Consider the following 20,843-nt stretch of genomic DNA (forward strand, 5'->3'; position numbering starts at 1 on the left):
ACGGAAAAACGGTTTTTTCTGGCCGTGGAGGCCGCCGTTCTCGAAATTCCGGTGCAAGGTCATGGAATTAATGAAGGTGAACGATCACTCGCAAACGCGGACGCGGCGAAGCCGCCAGCCGTAGCCGTCCCAGAAGCGCTGGCGTTGCCAATAGCAGGCATAGCCGGGATCGGCGACGTAGGCAGGCCCGCCGTAATAGGAGTAGCCCGGCCCGTAAGAATATCCTGGCGAGTAGGAGTAGCCCGGCCCGTAATAATAGGGATTGCTGCCCGCAGCGATGGCGCCACCGATGAGGGCGCCGCCGAGCAGGCCGGCAGCGACACCGGCGGCGACACGACCATTGCGCGCTTCAGCAGGAGCAGGGGCCAGCGCTGCGGTCGACAGCGTCGCGACGGCGGCCAGGGCCGCAAGAGTCTTCTTCATGACCTTAACCTCTCTCACTCCAAGTCGGCGGATCGCGCATCAAGCGATACGGCAGGTTCACATATCCCGCTTGAATGATCAATGAACGGGCGCGTTCCATTGGACGACCCATCTCCAGGATGCGTTCAATGTTGCAGTGCACAAAATTCGACCTCGGTTCGGAGCAGGCATGACTCCCACGATGACGATCGTCGTGGCGATCGGACTGACCTCGGCCATCTGCTACGCGCTGCTGGTTCGCGCCGACCGCGGGCCCAACCGCCGCCGCTCTTCCACCGACACCACCATCAGCGATTCCGGCAGCTCATCGCACGACGGCCAGGGGATCGGACTTGCGAGTTGGTTTTCCAATACCTCGTCAGACGTCATGGGAAACCCGATCGATGGCGGGGGTGACGGTGGCGACAGTGGTGGAGGCGACGGGGGTGGTGGCGACTGAGTTCCGGCTGCTCGATCGCCACTCGATGGTCGTCCGGCGACGACTTTGATCTGCGGCAAGCTCGCATAGTTGGAGTCGTTCTAGATTGATCTGGAAATTGGAATCGCTTCAAAAGCGCCGTTTTCCCTTTGCGCGGGTAGCTGCGGATGACTATCGATACCTGACCAAGGACGATTGGCCGGTTTCTCATGATTGTTTGTTCCTGCAACGTCATCAGCGATCACGACATCCGCAACGCGGTGAAGTCTGCGGACGAACTGCCGCGGAACCCCAAGCAGGTCTACGGTTGCCTGGGGTGCAGCGCGGAATGCGGCCGCTGTGCGCGCACGATCAAGACGATCATCGACGAGGCGCTGGGTCCCTGCGCCCGCTCCTGCCAGGTTGGCTGTCAGCACGGCCACCATCATGGGGCGGCGCCGGTGCAGGCGATCGATGACGACCTTCAGAGCCGGTTCGCGCTCGCCGCCTGCTGACAGGCGTTTGCCCTCGGTCGCGTGCTTTCCGCCCTAAAAATGCACATGAACGGGGGTCGTCTCCGCACTTCGAACCTGTTATTGAGCGCCTGCGGCCTCTAACTTTTTCGGAGCTTATCCATGCAGGGCGACCCCAAGGTCATTGAATATCTCAACAAGGGATTGCGCAGCGAGCTGACTGCCATCAACCAATATTGGCTGCACTATCGCCTGTTGAACAATTGGGGCCTTCTCGACATGGCGAAGGTCTGGCGCAAGGAATCCATCGAGGAGATGGAGCACGCCGACAAGTTCACCGACCGCATTCTCTTCCTCGACGGCTTCCCCAACATGCAGGTGCTCGATCCGCTGCGCATCGGCCAGAACGTCAAGGAGATCATCGAGTGCGATCTCGCCGCCGAGATCGGCGCGCGGACGCTGTATCAGGAAGCCGCAACCTATTGTCACGGCGTGAAGGACTACGTGTCGCGCGACCTGTTCGAGCAACTGATGAAGGACGAGGAGCATCACATCGATTTCCTCGAGACCCAGCTCGACCTGATCAACCGGATCGGTCTCGAACTTTACACGCAGAAGCACGTCGGCGGCCTCGAGAGCGAGCACTGACGTCGACGGTGAGGCGGTCGTCCGCTTTCGGTACAGGGTTGATTCAGGGCTGGTGTTTCATGCCTTGAATCGACCGCCCCCGTGACGTGAGGGGCGCCCAGAGTCGTGCTCAGTCGATAATGCCGAAGTCCGTCACGGGCACGACCCAATAGACGAGCTTCGTCCCTGCAAATGCGTTCCTGAGCCGGTCCAGCAGGTGCTCGAGATCCTGTCCCTGCAGCACGACCCGCACGACGACCTCGTCGGCATGTCCCTTGACCCGCTCCGACGCGCTGCGCAGCCGGACGCGGACGCCATGTCCGGACGCATCAGAGGCTGTAAAGCCGCTCACCAGATCGGTCTGCTCGCTCAGATGGTCGAGCACCTCGCCACGAAGCGCATCCGGCACGATCAGTGTCACGCAGACGGCTTGGCTGGTCATGTCGCGTCCTTCGCAGCGGCGCCGTAGCGGCGATACAGGATCGGCAACAGGATCAGCGTCAGCAGCGTAGACGACATCAGGCCGCCGATCACGACGATCGCAAGCGGACGCTGGACCTCCGATCCAGGTCCGGATGCAAACAGCAGTGGGATCAATCCGAGCGCCGTGATGCTCGCCGTCATCAGCACCGGCCGCAGCCTGCGCTTTGCGCCTTCGACCACGATGCGCTGCTCGGAGAGCCCGTGAGCGCGCAACTGGTTGAAATGAGACACCAGCACGACGCCGTTGAGCACGGCGATTCCAAGCAGTGCGATGAAGCCGACGGAGGCCGGGACGGAGAGGTATTCGCCGGTCGAGACCAGCGCGAACACGCCGCCGATCAGCGCAAAGGGAATGTTGACGAGGACGAGCAGGGCCTGGCGCACCGAGCCGAACGTCGTGAAGAGCAGCACGAAGATCAGGCCGATCGCGACCGGCACAACGACGGACAGACGCGCGGCTGCACGCTGCTGGTTCTCGAACTGCCCGCCCCATGTCAGCCGATAGCCGGACGGCAGCGGCAGCTCGGCTGCGACCCTTTGCTGGGCCGCCTGCACGAAGCCGACCATGTCACGGCCGCGGACGTTGCTGCGAACCACGCTCATGCGGTTGCCGTCCTCACGATCGATCTTCACTGGGCCGTCGACCCTCTGGATGCGGGCGACCTGCGAGAGCGCAACATGCTGGCCTGACGCAAGCGTCAGCGGCAGCGCCGCCAGCATCGTCGGAGCCTGCCGCGTGGTCTCGCCGCCGCGGACCAGGATCGGCGTCCGGCGTCCCTCCTCGAGCGCGGTGCCGATCGTTCGGCCTTCGATCTGCGTGCGCAAGGCGGCCGAGATCGAGTCCACGGTGAGCCCAAGGCGGCCCGCCTCCATCCGGTTGACGGCGATCGTGTAGTATTGCGCGCCCTCGTTGAGCGTCGTGTAGACGTCTTGGGCCCCATCGATGTCGGACATGATCGCCGACAGCTTCGCTGCGATCTCGTTGAGCTTGGTGATGTCCGGGCCGAAGATCTTGACCGCGACGTCGCCGCGCACGCCGCTGATCATTTCCTGCACGCGCATGTCGATGGGTTGCGTGAAGCTGAGCGAGACGCCGGGGAAGCCGGTCAGGACCTCGCGAAGCTTCTCGAGCAGGACATCGCGGTCGCTGGTCTGCCGCTGGTCTGCCGGCTTGAGCACCAGGAACGTGTCGGTCTGATTGGGTCCCATCGGATCGAGCCCGAGCTCGTCCGAGCCGGTGCGCGCGATGATGCCGGCGACGTCTGGTACCTTCATCAACGCCGTCTGCAGCCGGGCATTGATGGCGAGGGACTCGTCGAGATTGACGGACGGCAGCGTTTCCACGCTAACGATGACGTCGCCTTCGTCCATCGTCGGCATGAAGGTCTTGCCCAGCTGGGTGTAGCCGTATCCCGCGGCAACGAGGCTGACCAGCGCCGCGATGATCACCTTGCGCTCGTTCCCGAGCGCCCAGTCGAGCGCGGGCGCGTAGACGCGCTGCGCTGCCCGGATCAGCATTGGATCGTCATGCGATGCGGATGTGAGCACGAAGGACGTCGCGACCGGAAGCACCGTCAGCGCAAGCAGCAGCGATGCGGCCAGAGCGAAAATGATCGCCAGCGCGACCGGAATGAAGAGCTTTCCCTCCAGCCCCTGCAAGGTGAGCAGCGGAACGAACACGATGATGATGATCAGGACGCCCGAGGCGACCGGCTGCAGGACTTCGCAAACCGAGCGGTAGACGACGTGGATCAGCGGCGTGGCGCTTCCGTGATCGTGCTTGGCGAGATTGCCGACGATGTTCTCGACCACCACGACCAGCGCGTCGATCAGCATGCCGATCGCGATCGCAAGGCCGCCCAGACTCATCAGGTTAGCGGACATGCCGACAGCCCGCATCACGATCAGCGCCATCACGATCGCCAGCGGCAGGCTGAGCGCGATCACCAGCGAGGCGCGCCAATTGCCGAGGAACAGCAGCAGCAGCACGACAACGAGCACCGTGGCTTCGCCCAGCGCCCGGACCACCGTGCCGACGGCGCGGTTGACCAGCCGACTGCGGTCGTAGAACACGTTGATGGAGACGCTGCTCGGCAGCGACGGCTTCAGTTCGTCCAACCGGGCCCGAACGTCGCGCACCAATTGTCCGGCGTTGGCGCCGCGCAGACCGAGCACGAGCCCCTCGACCGTCTCGCCCTTGCCGTCCGTCGTGACGGCGCCATAGCGGGTGAGTGCGCCGATCTTGATCCTTGCGACGTCGCTGACCCGGATCGGGATTCCGTCGCGGGTGTCGACGATGATCGCCCGGATGTCGTCGATGCCGCGGATGCTGCCTTCGATGCGGACCAGCGCGCTGTCTTCGCCCTGGTTGACCCGCCCGGCACCGTCGTTGCGGCTGTTGGCCTCGATGGCCTTGCGAAACAGCTCGGACGAGATGCCGCGCGCCGCCAGCGCGTCGTTCCTCGGCACGATTTCGAAGGCCCGGACATAGCCGCCGAGCGCGTTGACGTCGGCTACTCCGGGCACCGTGCGCAGCGCTGGGCGGATGACCCAGTCGAGCAAGGTCCGGCGTTCGGCCAGCGACAGTTCGGGACTGTCGATCGTGAACATGAACATCTCGCCCAGAGGGCTCGTGATCGGGGCGAGGCCCCCGTTCACGCCCTCGGGAAAGTCGCGCGAGATGTTGGACAGCCGCTCCGACACCTGATTGCGGGCCCAGTAGATGTCGGTGCCGTCCTCGAAATCGACGGTGATGTCGGCCAGCGCGTATTTCGTGGTCGAGCGAAGGATCTTCTTGTTCGGCAACCCGAGCAGCTCCAGCTCGATCGGTACCGTGATGCGCTGCTCGACCTCTTCCGGCGTCAGGCCGGGAGCCTTCATGATGATCTTCACCTGGACCGGCGAGACGTCTGGAAAGGCATCGATCGGCAGGCTCGGCAAGACAACGGCGCCTGCGCCGATCACCAGCAGCGTGCTGAGGATGACGAAGAGCCGCTGTGACAGCGCGAATGCGACCAGCCGTTGCAGCATCTACTGCCCCAGTCGCGAGAGGATGCCGCGCAACGCCGAGATGCCGCCGATGGCGATCTCGTTCTTGTCCGTGAGGGGACCTGCGATGACGACGTGATCCTGATCCTCCGCGAGCAGGGTGACCGCAACGAGCCGGAAGCCGCCGTCGGTCGCGACGAACACCGCGGTCTGCTCACCGCGCCGGACGAGGCCGCTATAGGGAATTTCCCACGCGCTTTCTCCTGCCGAGACAAAGCCGATGCGGGCCGCCGCCATTTGTCCGGAATGCAGTTCGCCGTTGTTGGGAATCTCGGCGCGGACGAGAATTGTCTGCGTGGCGGCATCGGTCGTCTCGGACACCAGGATGACCTGGCCCGGTGTCGCATAGCCTTCGATGTCGACCTTGGCGCCGGTCTTGATGGCGCCGATGTTGGTTGCGGGAATCGCGATCTCGGCCCATAGCGGCGACAGCCGGGCGAGCTTCACCAGTGACGCGGCCTGTTCCAGGCGCTGGCCCGGCGATACCGCGAGCTCGACCACGGACGCCGTGCGCGGGGCCGTCACGGTGAGCGTCGCGCTGATCGCCGCCTCGCTGCTGAGCCGGGCGATGGCTTCGTCGGACAGCCCGCTGATGTGCAGCATCTGCCGACGTTCGGCGACGACGATGCTGGCCTGGCGCGCTTCGGTCTGGCTCGACTCCAGCACGCGTTGCGGGATGGCCTTGCCTTCGAACAGGTCGGCATTGCGCTTCAACTGCTGAACCGCGAGAACCTCCTGGGCCAGCGCATGCAGGTAATCGCGCTGGAGCGAGACGAAGCTCGGACTCTCCAGCGTGAGCAGCGGTTGTCCGACGGTCACGCGATCGCCGCGGGCAACGGCGAGGTTGGTGATCATCCCCGCGACCGGCGCGCTGACGACCCACAGTTGAGGCGTGGGAATGACGATCTGCGCGGGATAGGGCAGCGTTTTGTCCATCCGGCTGGAGATCGGATGCGTCACGCGCACGCCGAGGTTCTGCGCCTGGCTTGGCGTGAGCTTCAGCTCATCATCGGCCGACGCGGCGCAGGGCGCCACAACGAGAGCCAGCCCGAGAGACGCCCGGGCCAGACGGCCTGCGGACCAGTGAAACAATCGCTTGGGCATCTCGATCAAGAATCTTCAGGTTCATGCATGACACATTCTGTACACTATTTCGGCCGGTTTCCGCGACTGTTGACTTAGGTCAATCGGAGCTAGTCACGAAACCGGAGGTCACTTCTCGTGCCGCCAATGAGTCGCATGAGTGGTAGCCGCACGCGCCAGCGCCTCATACGGCATCGGCGGGAACGAAACAGCTGATGATGATGTCGCCGCGGTGATGGACGTACCACACCACGGCCTCGCCGATCGGGTTGCCGCGGTCGCGGATGATGGCGCGTTCCGGCACCGCCATCCACCGGCCTTCGATCGGTACCCAATAGGTGCCGTCGCGCACGTCATAGGTGGTGCGGTGGCCGTCGGAGACATCGCAGCATGGCACGCCGTTCGGGGCGACCACGCTCTTGAACCACGCGCGGATATCGGGCGGGACGTTGTCGAACTGCCCGTTGTCGAAGGCGGCGGCGACGGTCGCGCAGGCGAGCGAGCCCATCGTGAGACCGGCCAGCACCATCCTGCGCATTCAACGCTCCCTTCTGCGGACCTACATGCCGCGCTGCGGCGCCGTCGCCAGCAATTCGCGCAGCGGCTCGGCGTAGAACTTCGCATTTCCGGTGGTCAGGTGGCCGCGCGTTTCGGCCGAGGTCGGGATGAGCAGGAGCTTGCCGTTGGCGACGCGCTTCATCGCGTCGACCGTGACGCCGGTCTCCGGCGGATTGCGCTCGTCGTCGGCCGAGTTGATCAGCATCACGGTCGCCTTGATCTTGTCGAGATCGGCAGACGGATTGTAGTCGTGCGACGAGTCCCACTGATAGATGAAGTCGTTGGCGTCGGTGGGAATGGGCGTGGCGAGCCGCTCCTCGACCAGCTTGTCGGCCTTGGCCGCGGTCGGTGCCGCGAGCTGATAGGCGATGGTGCCGCCGGCCGTGGCGGTGGCATAGGCCGTGACGGCATATTTCATCATGCGCGGCTGTGTGGTGTAGTTGCCGCCATTGTAGTCGGGATCGTTGCGGATCGTCTCCAGCATCAGCCGGCGCAGCATCCAGTTGCGGGCCGCCATTTCGGTCGGCTGCGAGGCCATCGGCACCGCGGCGTCCATGAAGTCCGGATAGCGCGTGGCCCACACCCAGCTGTGCATCCCGCCCATGGAATTGCCGATCACGAGCCGGACGTGCTTGATGCCGAGGCCCTCGGTCAGCAGGCGGTGCTGCGCATCGACCATGTCGGCATAGTCATAGGCGGGAAACCTGGTCTTCAGCCCGTCGGAGGGCTTCGACGATTTGCCGTGGCCGATGCTGTCGGGAATGATGATGTAGTACCTGGTCGCATCGAGCGGCTGGCCCTTGCCGAACAATTCGCCGGCGAAGGTCGGCACCAACATGCTTCCGCCTGAGCCGCCGGTGCCATGCAGCACCAGCACCGGCTGCCCGGTCGGCTCGCCGACGGTCGTATAGTGCAGCCTCAGCTCCGGCAGCGTCTCGCCGGTGTGAAACTTGAAATCCTTGACGACGAAGTCGCCCTGCTTCGGGGCGGGATAGTCGGCGGCGCGGGCCGGCGCGCAAAAAACGACGACGGCGGCAAAAACGGCGGCAAGCGGTCGAACCATGGACTCCCCCTGATCATGCGCGACTCTTCCGGCCGCGTCGGGGACATGATAGCACGGTCTGCGACTTGGTTCAGTACCGGATTGATGGGACTCATCATGTGCCGCAACATCAAGACGCTGTTCAATTTCGAGCCGCCGGCGACGGAGGCTGAAATTCAGGCCTCGGCCCTGCAATTCGTGCGCAAGCTGTCCGGCTTCAACGCGCCGTCGCAGGCCAACGAGGCCGCCTTCGCCCGCGCGGTCGAGGAGGTGGCCGACGCCGCGCGGAGGCTCTTGACCTCGCTGCAGACCCAGGCCGCGCCGCGCGACCGCGAGATCGAGGCGGCCAAGGCGCGGGAGCGTTCGGCGGCCAGGTTCGGCCCGCGCTGAGGCCCATCGTGCCCTGACAGAGGGCGAAGCTCAGAACCCATCGTCGTCGTGGTCGTGGCGGTCCTGGGCTTGCTTGTCGTGCTTCTTCTTTTTCTTGCCCTTCTTCTTTTTCTTCTTCTTCGGGATATCGATGTCGTGCGGATCGTCGTCCTCGAAGGCCTCGTCCAGCGCATCGTCATGGGTCGTCGCGGCGAAGATGTCGCGCACCGCGACCAGCTCGGCCTCGCGCTCATGCGCCTCGCGATCCCGCGCGCGCTTGTAGTCGTCATAGGCCGCGAAGATCTGCTCGAGCCAGGGCATCAGCTGATCGATCGTCGGCAGCGTGCCCGGCGGTCCCGGTTCACCCTGCGGACCTTGAGGCCCCTGCGGTCCCGGCTTGCCGGGCGGGCCTTGCTCGCCGCGCGGCCCTTGCGGGCCGGGCTTGCCTTGCGCACCTGCCTTGCCGTCGGAACCCGGCTTGCCGCGCTGACCATCTGGCCCGCGCCGCCCGGGCTGCCCCTGCGGGCCACGTGGACCCACGGGGCCCTGCAGGCCGCGTCCGGCCGGATTCTTTGCCACTACCGCAACTCCGCTACACACCTCTGATTCGCGGCGAAGCGTAACAGAGCCGCGATGATGGCAGCAATTGCAGCAGGGCTGCGAGGCCGATTGATCAACATCAATCGGCCTCGCATCCTGATGAGTTCCACGCGATGGGATATCGCGTGGCCGCCGTTGGATCAGGCCGAATAGGCCGGCACCGCGATGCCGTCGGCCGTGTAGATGCGGATCTTGTTGCGCAAAGTGCGCACGGGCATGCCGAGCAGCCTTGCTGCGTGGGTACGGTTGCCGTTGCAGCGCGCCAGGGTCTGCACGATGAGCTCGCGCTCGATCTCGGACAACGGCGTGCCGATCAACAGCGGCAGGACCTCCGCCGCGGAGCGCGACGGTGGCATGGCAAGCGGCACGAGTGACGGACTTGCGGCTTCGGATGACAATTCTTGCGACATAACTCCTCCCGATCAACGCCCACGCCGACACTGAAACGACGCGCAAACATCGAGACCAACTAAACATCCAGCCCGTAGATCACCGTGGTCCGACAAGGTTAATGGGGCCTTAACGCGGGCGTCCTGCTGTCGCACCGGTGCCGAATACCCCGAAATGGCCTTGGTTTCGCGCGGGTCTCGACCCATTTGGCCGGCGTCGACGCGCGTCCACGATGGGGGTGCAGAGGACTGATCGTCGGACCGCCACAGTTCCTGCGCTGCGAGCGCATCATATCGAACACACCGGCGGCTGCGCATGCACGGTGCCGTGCAAAGGGCTAAATTCGGCCCGATCGATTCGCTTAGTGGGGCATGATCGTCGCACACGGCCATCGAATTACCTCAAGCCCAAATTCACTTCGCTGGAGACTTCATCCATGACAATTGCATCCTCGCTTCGCGGTCTGCTGGTGGCACTGACAGCTGCTTGCGGCGCTGTCATTCCGGCCACGGCGCACGCAGATGGCGGCTTCATCACGCTGACCATCTACAAAGCGGGGTGGATCATCGGCGGCTCCGGCGGCAGCGGCGTGTTGAACTTTCATGGCCGCGCCTATCCGCTGTCGACCGGCGGCCTCGACTGGGGTCTGGTGTTCGGCGGCTCGCGCACGGTGCTGCGCGGCCGCGTCAGCAACATCTGGCGTCCGTCCGACGTCGAGGGCGTCTATGGCGCCGCCGGCGCGGGCCTTGCCGTCGGCCGCGGCGTGCGCGGCATCGTGCTGACCAACCAGAAGGGCGCGGTGCTGGAGCTCTCGGGTGAGCAGATCGGCCTCTTGGCGAACGTCGATCTGTCGGGGCTTGCGATCACGATCAGGTAGTTGCGTCGTCGTCGTCATCGTGGACGCCTAGCAACTCACAACAGGTGTCATCGCCCGCTTGCGCGGGCGACGACCGTTGTTGCGTGCTGAGCATTGCCAACACCGTCTCTCTCCCTCTCTTCTGCTCATAAGCCCGCGCTCTCGCCGCACCGCGTGCGCGAGGGATGCATCGTGAGAGCCCCGTCGAAAATCGAGAGGGGCAGGGAAGGCCGGGAGCTCGCCGCTCCCATGGTCCGCGTGCAACAAAAAAGCACGCGGCAGAACCACAGGTTCGGCGGAGACATCCCGGCCTTCCCTGCGCGCATGGTTTGACGGCTTATACGTGGTCTCCCTGGTGCGCCGGGCTTGTTGGCCACCATTGCGCGCGCTACGCTTTCGCATGAGCACGCACGTGACACCAGCTTCGGGGTGTCAGGACATCACGACTTCACCGTACGTGACAGCCGGCGCTCGTCGGGCGCAGCCACCACGTCCACCGCGGCCCACCTCCACGTATCGTGACGACGCGTACGTCCCTCTGCATGAGGCGGGTTGAGCGAAAACATCGTCCTGATTTGCCCGACGTGGCAAGCGCGCGTGGGTGCGACAAACTAACACGACGGGCAGTTTGCGCATGATGCGCATGCGCGGATTGCCCGTCGGGCAGAGATAGGATGCTTCACCTCGGTGACGTGGATAGCCACAACCGCGCGTCGGATCGCCAGCATTGCGCTCTGCGATGCAGCGCCCTCTCCCCTTGTGGGAGAGGGCATCTCCGGCCGATCAGCCCGCTCGCTTGGGTGAGAGGTCTCTCTCAGCAAACTACGCTCGGAGAGGGACCCCTCACCCGAGCGCGTTTGCCGCTCTATACTACATGCCCTCTCCCACAAGGGGAGAGGGCGCAGTCATCGGCATTGCGCGGATCGTCGTCAGCGAGTCGCTTGCCGCAATGATGATGGGCTTACTACCCATCATCACCGCACGCGAGTCGGCTGCGCGTCTGAGGTCTGGGCCAAATGCATCGCCAGCTCCCGCCACGGCGCCAATGTCCACGCACCCGACGCCGCGCCGGACGGCGAGGCGAGCACGAACGTGGTCGGGAAGTCGGCCTGCTCCGGCTGCAGCCCGAGCGCGGTCGCGCCGGTCGGCTGGCCATAGAACAGGCTCGCGGCCTTCTTGCTGGTGAAGGCGACCGTGGCTGGTCGATGCTGTCGGATCTTCGCAATGAAACCGGCGACGTCGACGCCGGCCTTCAGCGCGACATGGTCCATGCCCGCGCCCTGCTTGCACAGATCGGTGAAGCCGATGCCGAGCGCGCGCAGCGCTGGAAACTCGTGCGGCTGGTACAGCCGCGGCGTCAGGCCGACGGCGAACAGCGTCGGCCAGAAGCGGTTGCCGGGGTGGGCGTAATAGTGCCCGGTCGCCGCCGAGCGCTCGCTCGCGGCGGTGCCGACGAAGACGAGGCGCAGGCCGGGCTGGAGTTGGTCGGGCAGGCGATCCATGGCGCCGTTGTCGCATTGTTGCAGTCGTTGCAACAGGCTGTTGACGCGATGCTGCATTGTTGCTGCGGCGGCCGTGGTCTAGGTGACGGCGAGCAACAGGAGCACAGCATGTCGCAACGTCGTCTGTATCATTTCGTCCTTTCCGGCCACGCGCATCGCGTGCGGCTCATGTTGAGCCTGCTTGACCTGCCTTGCGAGCTCGTCGAGGTCGACCTCAAGGGCGGCGCGCACAAGCGGCCGGACTTTCTCGCGCTCAATTCGTTCGGCCAGGTGCCGGTGCTGGTCGACGGCGACGCCGTCATCCCGGACTCCAATGCGATCCTGGTCTATCTCGCCGGCCGCTATGACGGCTCGGGCAAATGGCTGCCGCGCGATCCGCTCGGCCAGGCGCAGGTCCAGCGCTGGCTGTCGGCCGCGGCCGGTCCGCTCGCGTTCGGCCCGGCAGCGGCGCGGGTGGCGACCTTGTTCGGCGCCCCGCTGGACATGGCGAGGGCGCATCTGCTCGCCAACAGCCTGTTCACGGTGATGGAGCGCGAACTCGCCGCGCGGCCGTTCCTCACCGGCGCGGCGCCGACCATCGCCGACGTCGCGCTCTACAGCTACACCGCGCACGCGCCCGAAGGCGGCGTGTCGCTGACGCCGTACCCGAGCGTGCAGGCGTGGCTGGCGCGGATCACTGATCTGCCCGGATTCGTGCCGATGCAGGCGAGCGCGGTCAGCGCCGCCTGACCGCCGCCATGCATGAATGCGTGCGAACGCCGCTTACAGGAAGCAGCGGCGCTCGTCGCGCAGCTTGAGCTGGATGTTGGTCGCCTCGACGAAGGTCGGCACCGGCTTGGAAACGATCTTGTAGGTCGACGGCCACTCCACCGGCTTCGACTGCAACTCGGTGTTCCAGATCTGGCAGATGCCGGTGTTGTCCCAGCGGATCACGTAGTAGCCGGACTTGGGCGCAGGCGCGGCGAAGGCGGTGGGCACGATCGAGGCGGCTGCAATGGCCGTGGCGGCAGCGAACGTGGTCAGGCGACGCATCATCAATCTCCTCAAACGAAACAACGACAATCGCCCGCCCTGCGCGGGCCACCGGCCTTGCGGCCGGACCAAGGCCCAAGTGGTGCGACAAAAGCGCGCGCAACGCAAGCCGCCCGTGCCGTCGTTCACAGCGATGTCCGGGATGTGAATGACGACATGCAGCCGTCACATGGACGCGCGTCAGGCGCGCGCCGGCTTACAGCGTGCAGCGGCCCTGCTGGCGCAGCCTGATCTGGCGGGTCACGGCGTCGTTGAACGTCGGCACCGGCCGGCTGATGACCTGATAGCCTGACGGCCATGCGATCGGCTTGAAGGCGAAAGCCTCGCTCCAGACCTGGCAGATGCCGGTGTTGTCCCAGCGGATGATGTAGTAGCCGGCTTGCGCCGGCGCAGCGGCGAGCAGCGCGGCCGCGGCGAGGCCTGCGGCAAGACAGACTGTGGTGAAACGAGGCATCGTGAAAACTCCGGCAACAAACTGGCCCAGCCCGCGGCCGGCCCTATGTCGGAGCGGTCTCGATCAATTTGAAGGCAGCCGCGCGCGAATCGTGCGGCAAAAGCGCGCGATGCCCCCGGCCGATGATGAGGCGCGATGAGGCGGCGGAGCGAGAGGCCTCTCGGCCTGCGCAGCGCGTCGCGCAGGCCTCAGGAGTGGATGCCTCCGGCGCTCGGTCGGGACGAGAACCGGAGATCGCCGCTGAAGCTCGCGGTCGGAACCAGCGCCGGACCCGCGCCGGCGAGGAGCGGCTGCGAGGCCACCGGCCCCGCGCGCCGACGCAGGAAGTGGCGCTCGAGATAAGCGTAGGACAGCGTGGCCGCCACGACCGACAGCGGCAGCCCGATCGCGAGCCGCAGCGGCCACCAGACGCCGTAGCTGTCCAGGAAATTCAGGACCGGCAGGTGCCAGAGATAGATGCCGTAGAAGATCCGGCCGAGGAAGATCGCGACCGGCCATTCGAAGATGCGGTGGCAGATCGTGCCGTGGCTGCGCATCAGCATGGTCAACGCGAGGATGCCGGGAAGCACGCCGCACACCATGCTGCCGAACAGATAGTAGTTCATGCTCGGCCCGTCCGCCGACCAGAACAGGAAGGTGACCGTGCCCCAATAGATCAGGAGCGGCCACGCCAGCTTCGGCCAGAGCCGGTCGAGCGCGGGTGAGGTGCCGTGCGGCACCAGCCTGAGCACGACGGCCATCGCGCATCCCGCCATCAGTGCATCGGCGCGGGTGTCGAACGCGGTGTAGAGCCGCCGCCACTCGGCCCCATCGAGCACCAGCGCCACGCGCCAGGCCCAGATCGCGGCCGCAATGGCGCAGATGGCGCCGACCAATCGCCAGGTGACGCCGAGGCGTTTGACCAGGACTGCGAAGGTCAGCGGCCACAGCAGATAGAACTGCTCCTCGGTCGACAGCGTCCAGGTGTGGCCGATGTCCTCGATCGTCTTCGGGTCGAACACATACCAGTAGTTGGCGATGTAGGAGAGCGCGATCGCGGCGCGTTCCAGCGCCGGCAGGAACGGCGGCCGCAGCAGCCAGGTGAACAGCAGATAGGCGGCGAGCATCAGCAGCAGCGGCGGCACGATCCGGGCGAAGCGCCGCGCATAGAACTGCCGGAACCTGATGTGGCCGTGCTTATCGATGTCCCGCAGCAGCAGGCCGGTGATGTAATAGGCGCTCGCCACGAAGAACAGGTCGATATAGAGCACCGCGCCCGGCACGAGCGTGTGCGAGACATGGGCCGTAACGACGCCCAGGGTCATCAGCCCGCGCATGCCGTCATGCGAGGGAACGTAGCCGAGCGGATAGACCTGGGCCTGGAAGGCCTCCCGGATCGCCTCCCGCAATGGCGCCGTGGCGGCGCCAACGAGGCGGAACAGGGCATGGATCGGCCATGAATAAAACATCTATCGTGAAATTTTCGGAGATAATGTTTCGGACTATTAAATCCTATTTAAAATTTAAATCGTCCGCAAGAGACGAAAATCGCGGAGCGGGGGCCATCACGACGCAGGGTTGCAGAAGAATGAGGCAGGCCGCTCGCTGCGGTGGCAAACGGCGGCGCGGCTCGGCATCATTGCAGTGGATGAAGGGGGCCTCGCGGTTGAACTGCGCTTGGGCGACGGCGAGTAGCTGAGGCCGGCGAATTCTGCAGGCGGAGCGGTTGCTTCCTGCACGGAGAACGCAGGGCGGGTTAGCGCCCGCGGGACGATTTCACCGCGGAGGGAATGTTTGCCAGGGCGCGTAACCCGCCGCCTGCGCGGAATGGTGGGTTACGCGAACGGCTTTCAGCCATGTGCGAGCGTGGAGAGACCGTCGGTTGCCGTCCGCTAACCCACCCTACCGTTTCACGGCCGCCGCGACGCCCTCGATCTCGATCAGCATCTTCGGATCAGGCAGCGCCACCACCACGCAGGTGGTGCGCGCCGGATACGGCGCCGGCCCAAACGCCTCGGCATAGAGCCGGTTCATGGTCGCAACATCAGCGGCGCGCGTCAGCAGCACGTTGACCTTGACGAGGTCGCGAATATCAGCGCCGCCTTCGGTCAGGACGCGGGTGAAGTTGGTCACGACGTTGGCGAACTGCGCGTCGAAGTCGTCGGGCAGGTTGCCGTGGGCGTCGAAGCCGGGAATGCCGGAGACGAAGAGGAGATCGCCGACGCGGGTGCCGAACGACAGCGGTGGGGCCTTGATGTAGGGTGGGGCCGGGATGTGGTGGATGGGGTTCACGAGCATACTCAGTCACGCCAGAAACCTTCAGTCCTTAGTGATCTTCGGCCCCAGATAAAGGATTTTTAGGCGTTTTGCTGTCCGAGGCGCAGGCCATTCGAAATGCATTCGAAATACTCTATGCCTGATCTTTCCATGCCAATGAGCAAAGATCGTCTTCTTTTTATCGTCTGGATCTGAAAACGTTAGCTCTCGTCTAAATTGCCTTTGGTTCGAATCTGACTCTCCAGTAAAAAGTGGCTCGCTTCCGGTGGCGTTTGTAAATAGAGCACGCACCATTTCGGTAGAGAGAACGCTATCTGATCCATCAGCGTTTCGGCTGACCATGTATTCGTTTAAGTGTCGGCACAACTCGGTTGCTCTATCCCCGATTGTACTGCTGTAGGGTTCTTGCTGAAGGGCAGGATTTTCGGCAAGAATTGGCGCAATCAGCAGTTGCGGGAATTTCAGTCTGAGCGTCTCAGCAAGGGTCGACCAAGAGGTCGGGGCTACCGCTGACGCGCCAGCTTGGTAGTTAAAATCATCTTCCGTCCATACATTTGGTATGTTGTAGCTGCCGTACCTCTCCTCTGGGAGCCCATGCTCGGCAACGAGCGGATTATGCAGGAAATTAACCGCTCCGCCGACAAAGCTCCAAGACCCGGCCAAATGACTAGCGATCATACGTCGAGCTGCTTCACCAAGTCCACTGTCTGTTACGTCTAGCCCAAGACATTCAAAATAATCGTTTTCTTCAGCTTGCCTGTCATCGTCGATAAATGGGCCACGTTGGCTTACCCATTGCAAAATGCGCAGTTTTAAGTCGCGATTTCGTAATTCTTGAACGGCGTGTGCGAGTGTTCTATCCGCGGTAACCATTTGCGCTCCAAAGGAGCGGGTGACATACAAATTGCTACAAGCCGGTTCATTGCGTCTCAGTTCGGCGAGGGTGCGCAAAACTGGCTCGAACTCTGCAATCGAATTAAACTGTCCCTGCAATGACGTGTCATTGACATACCACCGCACTTTCAACTCCATCCAGTAAGCTGGGCTAAGTCGCGCTCATTTTGGTCGAAGAACCCGGATGGCCACTCATTTATATTTCCTTCTCGGTCCATCGTTGGCGATGTAACGCCGTGTTGCGCGCCTTCAACTCCGCCAAAAAAGTGGATGGAGACATCTTTGTGGGAAAGCGCCTTGTTCTTCACGGCGAGACGAACTCCATTAAGAAGGTGGTCGCTGTGTGTTTCGACGATAACCTGAATTCCCTGAGCCGCGAGATTAGCCAGTATTCTTCCCATCGTGGATTGGGCTGAAGGATGAAGGTGAGCTTCCGGGCTATCAATGATCAATGTTTGTCCCGGACGAGAGGTGAGAAGAGACACCAGTATTGGGAACGAATAAGATAATCCAAAACCCACGTTGGCTGGACGTCTCCACTCGTTTGACTCGCCAATCCTAAACCGCAAAGCAAATGATGACGATTGAGGGATCGCGGTAACATTCGCCTGCGCGCCGGCAAATAATGACGAGAGAAGGTCATCGAGGCGTTTCCTTAGAGTGGCAGGATTGGCCTCTTTTGGATCCACGTATTCGTCCACCATCCGGTCATACCAGTACGGTGCGTACTCGCCGCTGCTTCCCACGTCGCCTTGAATGTCTGCGTCAACATCAGGGTATGGATAGACTTCCTGCTGGCTGGCGCGGGTCGCTCCAATGTAAATCAATTTCGCAAGCGAGGAGCGAACAGAATATGTTCTGGCTGGATCGTGAGCTTGCCCGAGTCCTGGAGGCCAGACCGTGTCCTGCCATTCAGCGGCCTGGGTGAATGGTCCAGGTGCAGACGCATTGCTGATAGCCAGGGATCGCTCTCCCGCAACAGCTGAGAGGCGCCAGCCAATTTTATCATTGCCTGCTTCGATGAGGAACTCAGGTTGTCCTTTGGTCGGTGCAATGTCTCCTGCGGAGCCGAGTCTCGTGAGTGAGCCGTTTAAAGGTAGCTTTGCGGGGTTCGCTCCCTGCCGGCTTGCTTGTGCGAGAAGTAACAATGGCTGGATGGATGTCGATTTGCCTGCTCCATTTAAGCCAGTAAGTAGCGTCAGGCGTGCGAAGCCCATGCGAAGATTTGTAAAACACTTGAAGTTCTTTACGGTTAACTGTGTGAGCATTGTTGTTAAGCCAGTCCTGATATGAGTTCCTCAAGTGCGGCAAACCGAACTGAGACCGGCTGAGAGCTGTTTGTTGAGTAAGAAATTGAACGTCTGAAATGGTCGTCGTCCCTGATTAGCTCTATGAGTCCTGATTTGAGGCGCTCCTTTTGTGATGTATTCAGTAGGGGCGCTATTCCAAACATTGTGACGGTGCAGACCTCGAAGAGCGAGATATTCAAGGGGGTGCGGCGCGGGTTTGTCTCGTAAGAGGCTAACGAGCGGCGGAACGCATGTTCCCCGAATAGTTCTCGATTTAGGCCTAAGGCTTCATCGAATCCAATTTTGAGCTGCTTTCTCTCGTTGTCAGAAAGGGTGGATAGGCGCTTTAAGCCTTGTGCTAGGAAAGTATCCATGTCGCCGCTTGTGTAGCTCTTGCTGCCGAGTAATTTGAATGCGCAGAAACGATTTATAGCCTCTCGGTCGCGCATGGATCTGCTGTCTAGAGCTCCTCCTGTCGCGGCGATAAACATATGTCCGCTGGCTGCTTCCTTGAGCCAAGTCGTGCCTGAGCCATTGTATAGCGCGTTTCGCATCTGTTGACGGGTGAGTGCCTCACCGCTGTTTACGCGCTCAAATATATCTAGTCTCGCCCGTTCGGGCGCTTTTGCGTCTAGGATGTACATAGTAAGCTGGGTATCAAGTACCCTTTCCTGCAGGTTTAGAGGCAGGTCTGAGAATGTCTTGCCGTCCAGGCTCGGTCCGTCAGTTGTCGATTGGCCTTTGCGTAGTCCCGCTAAACGTAACTGACCGGTAAGAAAGCGGGCAAATGTCGTCAGCCGCTGAAGGCCATCTACTACAACAATGCGACCATCCTCCGCTTCAGCAACATAGAAGACGGGCAACGGAATGCGCATTACGCAGCTCTCTATTAGTTTTGACTGTTTCTCCGTTGACCAAACAAAGTCGCGTTGAAAGTCTGGATCTAAAATATAGCGATTGTTTTGAATGCGATTAACGACGTCAGATACCGTCCTTGTCTCTGTTCGCACGAAAACGGAATCCAGCGGATAGTCGTCCCAATTGCCGCTCGCCGAATCGTCGCCTTCGTAATCGGCATCTTGCTTTGTGATGGACATCCAGGGATTCCGTCCTATATCCTGCCATTTTAGGTTACGACGATGTCTTTTACAACGCCTTGTTGCTCTCCTTCACCTTCTCCGCATCCAGATACACGCTGCCGCCCATTTCCTTGAACTTGGCGCTCATCTGGGCCATGCCGTCCTCGATGGTACCGCTGATGGTCATGCCAACGGTGGTCGGATCATTCAGCGTGGCGGCGTAGTCGCGGACGTCCTGGGTGATCTTCATCGAGCAGAATTTCGGGCCGCACATCGAGCAGAAATGCGCGACCTTGTGGGCTTCCTTCGGCAGGGTCTCGTCGTGGAAGTGCTTTGCGGTCTCCGGATCGAGGCCGAGGTTGAACTGGTCGGTCCAGCGGAAGTCGAAGCGGGCGCGGGACAGCGCGTCGTCGCGGAGCTGCGCTGCGGGATGGCCCTTGGCGAGATCGGCGGCGTGGGCGGCGATCTTGTAGGTGATGACGCCGACCTTGACGTCGTTGCGGTCGGGCAGGCCGAGATGCTCCTTCGGCGTCACGTAGCACAGCATGGCGCAGCCGAACCAGCCGATCATCGCCGCACCGATGCCCGAAGTGATGTGGTCGTAGCCCGGCGCGATGTCGGTGGTCAGCGGCCCCAAGGTGTAGAACGGCGCCTCGCCGCACTCCTTGAGCTGCTTGTCCATGTTGATCTTGATCTTGTGCATCGGCACGTGGCCGGGGCCCTCGATCATCACCTGGCAACCCTTGTCCCAGGCGATCTTGGTCAGCTCGCCAAGCGTTTCCAGTTCAGCAAACTGCGCGCGGTCGTTGGCGTCCGCGATCGAGCCGGGGCGCAGGCCGTCGCCGAGCGAGAACGAGACGTCATACTTGCGCATGATGTCGCAGATCTCCTCGAAATGGGTGTAGAGGAAGCTCTCCTTGTGATGCGCGAGGCACCACTTGGCCATGATCGAGCCGCCACGCGAGACGATGCCGGTGACGCGGCTCGCGGTGAGGTGGATGTAGGCGAGCCGCACGCCGGCATGGATGGTGAAGTAGTCGACGCCCTGCTCGCACTGCTCGATCAGGGTGTCCTTGTAGAGCTCCCAGGTCAGCTGCACCGGGTCGCCGTTGCACTTCTCCAGCGCCTGGTAGATCGGCACGGTGCCGATCGGCACCGGCGAATTGCGCAGGATCCACTCGCGCGTGGTGTGGATGTTGCGGCCCGTGGAGAGGTCCATCACGGTGTCGGCGCCCCAGCGGATCGCCCACACCATCTTGTCCACCTCCTCCTCGACCGAGGAGGTCACCGCCGAGTTGCCGATATTGGCGTTGATCTTGGTCAGGAAGTTGCGGCCGATGATCATCGGCTCGAGCTCGGCATGGTTGATGTTGCAGGGGATGATGGCGCGGCCGCGCGCGATCTCGGAGCGGACGAATTCCGGGGTGATGAAGGCCGGGACCTCGGCGCCGAAGCTCTCGCCGTCGGCGAGCGCGGCCTCGGCGCGGTCGAGCTGCTTTTTGCGGCCGAGATTCTCGCGCTCGGCGACGTAGATCATCTCCTTGGTGATGATGCCGGCGCGGGCGAATTCGAGCTGGGTGATCTTGTGGCCGTCGAGGCCGCGCAGCGGCTTGTGATGCGCGGTGAAGGCCTTTGCGGCCTTGTCGGCGCCGACATTGCCGTTGTCCTCCGGCTTGATGTCGCGGCCCACATATTCCTCGACGCCGCCGCGCTCGCGCACCCAGGCAATGCGGGCGCGCGACAGGCCGGCGTTGACGTCGATCGTCACGGTCGGATCGGTGTAGGGGCCGGAGGTGTCGTAGACAGGCAGGTTCGGCTCACCGGCGCCTTCCGAAAGGATGATCTCGCGCAGCGGCACGCGCAGGTCGGGCGCGGCATCAGGCGTCGCGTAGATCTTGCGCGAGGAGGGCAGCGGGCCGGTGGTGACGGCGGGCAGCGTGGTGTCGGGATTGGAGCGGATGTTCATGGGATCCTCCTTCTCAATTGTT

23 protein-coding genes are annotated in these 20,843 nt (G+C 62.9%); 6 read left to right on the top strand and 17 right to left on the bottom strand.

What is annotated here, in order from left to right:
- Nucleotides 1-84: 84 nt before the first annotated feature.
- Nucleotides 85-423 (bottom strand): hypothetical protein, encoded by a 339-nt coding sequence (locus QX124_RS06500; RefSeq protein WP_315738586.1) that lies wholly within the window; start codon nucleotides 421-423, stop codon nucleotides 85-87.
- 181 nt (nucleotides 424-604) lie between these two features.
- Between QX124_RS06500 and QX124_RS06505 the strand changes: the two genes are divergently transcribed.
- From QX124_RS06505 to bfr, 3 genes are all read left to right on the top strand, one after another.
- On the top strand, nucleotides 605-862 hold the full coding sequence (locus QX124_RS06505) for a hypothetical protein (RefSeq protein ID WP_315796695.1): 258 nt from the start codon (nucleotides 605-607) through the stop codon (nucleotides 860-862).
- 188 nt (nucleotides 863-1,050) lie between these two features.
- Nucleotides 1,051-1,335, top strand: coding sequence for a bacterioferritin-associated ferredoxin (locus QX124_RS06510; RefSeq protein ID WP_315738584.1), 285 nt, complete (start codon nucleotides 1,051-1,053; stop codon nucleotides 1,333-1,335).
- A 120-nt stretch (nucleotides 1,336-1,455) separates the two neighbouring features.
- A complete protein-coding gene (bfr, locus tag QX124_RS06515) occupies nucleotides 1,456-1,941 on the top strand; it encodes a bacterioferritin (protein WP_315717837.1) in 486 nt (161 codons plus the stop codon).
- Nucleotides 1,942-2,050: 109 nt separating this feature from the next.
- Here the strand turns inward: bfr and QX124_RS06520 are convergent, their stop codons facing one another.
- The 5 genes from QX124_RS06520 to QX124_RS06540 all read right to left on the bottom strand — a co-directional run bounded on the left by QX124_RS06520 (nucleotide 2,051) and on the right by QX124_RS06540 (nucleotide 8,155).
- The gene (locus tag QX124_RS06520; RefSeq protein ID WP_315796696.1) at nucleotides 2,051-2,362 is read right to left on the bottom strand and encodes a DUF3240 family protein; all 312 of its coding nucleotides are present in this window, start codon (nucleotides 2,360-2,362) and stop codon (nucleotides 2,051-2,053) included.
- Complete coding sequence (locus QX124_RS06525; RefSeq protein ID WP_315796697.1) at nucleotides 2,359-5,433, bottom strand: CusA/CzcA family heavy metal efflux RND transporter; 3,075 nt, start codon at nucleotides 5,431-5,433, stop codon at nucleotides 2,359-2,361. Before QX124_RS06525 ends, QX124_RS06520 begins: the two co-directional genes overlap by 4 nt.
- Complete coding sequence (locus tag QX124_RS06530; RefSeq protein WP_315796698.1) at nucleotides 5,434-6,555, bottom strand: efflux RND transporter periplasmic adaptor subunit; 1,122 nt, start codon at nucleotides 6,553-6,555, stop codon at nucleotides 5,434-5,436.
- 163 nt (nucleotides 6,556-6,718) lie between these two features.
- Entirely contained in the window at nucleotides 6,719-7,072 is a 354-nt protein-coding gene (locus tag QX124_RS06535) for a hypothetical protein (protein ID WP_315796699.1), read from the bottom strand.
- A gap of 21 nt (nucleotides 7,073-7,093) precedes the next feature.
- Complete coding sequence (locus QX124_RS06540; protein ID WP_315796700.1) at nucleotides 7,094-8,155, bottom strand: alpha/beta fold hydrolase; 1,062 nt, start codon at nucleotides 8,153-8,155, stop codon at nucleotides 7,094-7,096.
- Between the two features lie 96 nt (nucleotides 8,156-8,251).
- On the opposite strand from QX124_RS06540, the gene QX124_RS06545 reads away from it, so the two are divergent.
- Nucleotides 8,252-8,524, top strand: coding sequence for a DUF2277 domain-containing protein (locus QX124_RS06545; protein WP_315796915.1), 273 nt, complete (start codon nucleotides 8,252-8,254; stop codon nucleotides 8,522-8,524).
- A 30-nt stretch (nucleotides 8,525-8,554) separates the two neighbouring features.
- Here the strand turns inward: QX124_RS06545 and QX124_RS06550 are convergent, their stop codons facing one another.
- Nucleotides 8,555-9,082, bottom strand: coding sequence for a collagen-like protein (locus QX124_RS06550; protein WP_315775966.1), 528 nt, complete (start codon nucleotides 9,080-9,082; stop codon nucleotides 8,555-8,557).
- 161 nt (nucleotides 9,083-9,243) lie between these two features.
- On the bottom strand, nucleotides 9,244-9,513 hold the full coding sequence (locus tag QX124_RS06555; protein WP_315717831.1) for a helix-turn-helix domain-containing protein: 270 nt from the start codon (nucleotides 9,511-9,513) through the stop codon (nucleotides 9,244-9,246).
- A gap of 416 nt (nucleotides 9,514-9,929) precedes the next feature.
- Here QX124_RS06555 and QX124_RS06560 point away from each other — a divergent pair, with 416 nt between their 5' ends.
- Nucleotides 9,930-10,370 (top strand): hypothetical protein, encoded by a 441-nt coding sequence (locus QX124_RS06560; protein WP_315717830.1) that lies wholly within the window; start codon nucleotides 9,930-9,932, stop codon nucleotides 10,368-10,370.
- A gap of 953 nt (nucleotides 10,371-11,323) precedes the next feature.
- Here the strand turns inward: QX124_RS06560 and QX124_RS06565 are convergent.
- Nucleotides 11,324-11,851, bottom strand: a complete 528-nt coding sequence (locus QX124_RS06565) for a mismatch-specific DNA-glycosylase (protein WP_315738735.1) — start codon at nucleotides 11,849-11,851, stop codon at nucleotides 11,324-11,326.
- A gap of 108 nt (nucleotides 11,852-11,959) precedes the next feature.
- Between QX124_RS06565 and QX124_RS06570 the strand changes: the two genes are divergently transcribed.
- On the top strand, nucleotides 11,960-12,580 hold the full coding sequence (locus tag QX124_RS06570; RefSeq protein WP_315738576.1) for a glutathione S-transferase: 621 nt from the start codon (nucleotides 11,960-11,962) through the stop codon (nucleotides 12,578-12,580).
- Between the two features lie 33 nt (nucleotides 12,581-12,613).
- Here QX124_RS06570 and QX124_RS06575 read toward each other — a convergent pair whose 3' ends face one another.
- From QX124_RS06575 to thiC, 8 genes are all read right to left on the bottom strand, one after another.
- Nucleotides 12,614-12,883 (bottom strand): hypothetical protein, encoded by a 270-nt coding sequence (locus tag QX124_RS06575; RefSeq protein ID WP_315738575.1) that lies wholly within the window; start codon nucleotides 12,881-12,883, stop codon nucleotides 12,614-12,616.
- A gap of 196 nt (nucleotides 12,884-13,079) precedes the next feature.
- Complete coding sequence (locus QX124_RS06580; RefSeq protein ID WP_315738574.1) at nucleotides 13,080-13,337, bottom strand: hypothetical protein; 258 nt, start codon at nucleotides 13,335-13,337, stop codon at nucleotides 13,080-13,082.
- 188 nt (nucleotides 13,338-13,525) lie between these two features.
- Nucleotides 13,526-14,785 carry an acyltransferase gene (locus QX124_RS06585; RefSeq protein WP_315796701.1) on the bottom strand — a complete coding sequence of 420 codons (1,260 nt, stop codon included), beginning with the start codon at nucleotides 14,783-14,785 and terminating at the stop codon, nucleotides 13,526-13,528.
- 433 nt (nucleotides 14,786-15,218) lie between these two features.
- Complete coding sequence (locus QX124_RS06590; RefSeq protein WP_315796702.1) at nucleotides 15,219-15,608, bottom strand: RidA family protein; 390 nt, start codon at nucleotides 15,606-15,608, stop codon at nucleotides 15,219-15,221.
- A gap of 27 nt (nucleotides 15,609-15,635) precedes the next feature.
- Nucleotides 15,636-16,625 (bottom strand): hypothetical protein, encoded by a 990-nt coding sequence (locus QX124_RS06595; protein WP_315796703.1) that lies wholly within the window; start codon nucleotides 16,623-16,625, stop codon nucleotides 15,636-15,638.
- Entirely contained in the window at nucleotides 16,616-17,755 is a 1,140-nt protein-coding gene (locus QX124_RS06600; RefSeq protein ID WP_315796704.1) for a DUF3696 domain-containing protein, read from the bottom strand. Before QX124_RS06600 ends, QX124_RS06595 begins: the two co-directional genes overlap by 10 nt.
- A 5-nt stretch (nucleotides 17,756-17,760) precedes the next feature.
- Complete coding sequence (locus tag QX124_RS06605) at nucleotides 17,761-18,873, bottom strand: DUF262 domain-containing protein (RefSeq protein WP_315796705.1); 1,113 nt, start codon at nucleotides 18,871-18,873, stop codon at nucleotides 17,761-17,763.
- A 49-nt stretch (nucleotides 18,874-18,922) separates the two neighbouring features.
- A complete protein-coding gene (gene thiC, locus QX124_RS06610; protein ID WP_315796706.1) occupies nucleotides 18,923-20,821 on the bottom strand; it encodes a phosphomethylpyrimidine synthase ThiC in 1,899 nt (632 codons plus the stop codon).
- Between the last annotated feature and the right edge of the window lie 22 nt (nucleotides 20,822-20,843).

This window comes from Bradyrhizobium sp. SZCCHNRI3043 (assembly GCF_032377735.1).
GTDB lineage: Bacteria > Pseudomonadota > Alphaproteobacteria > Rhizobiales > Xanthobacteraceae > Bradyrhizobium.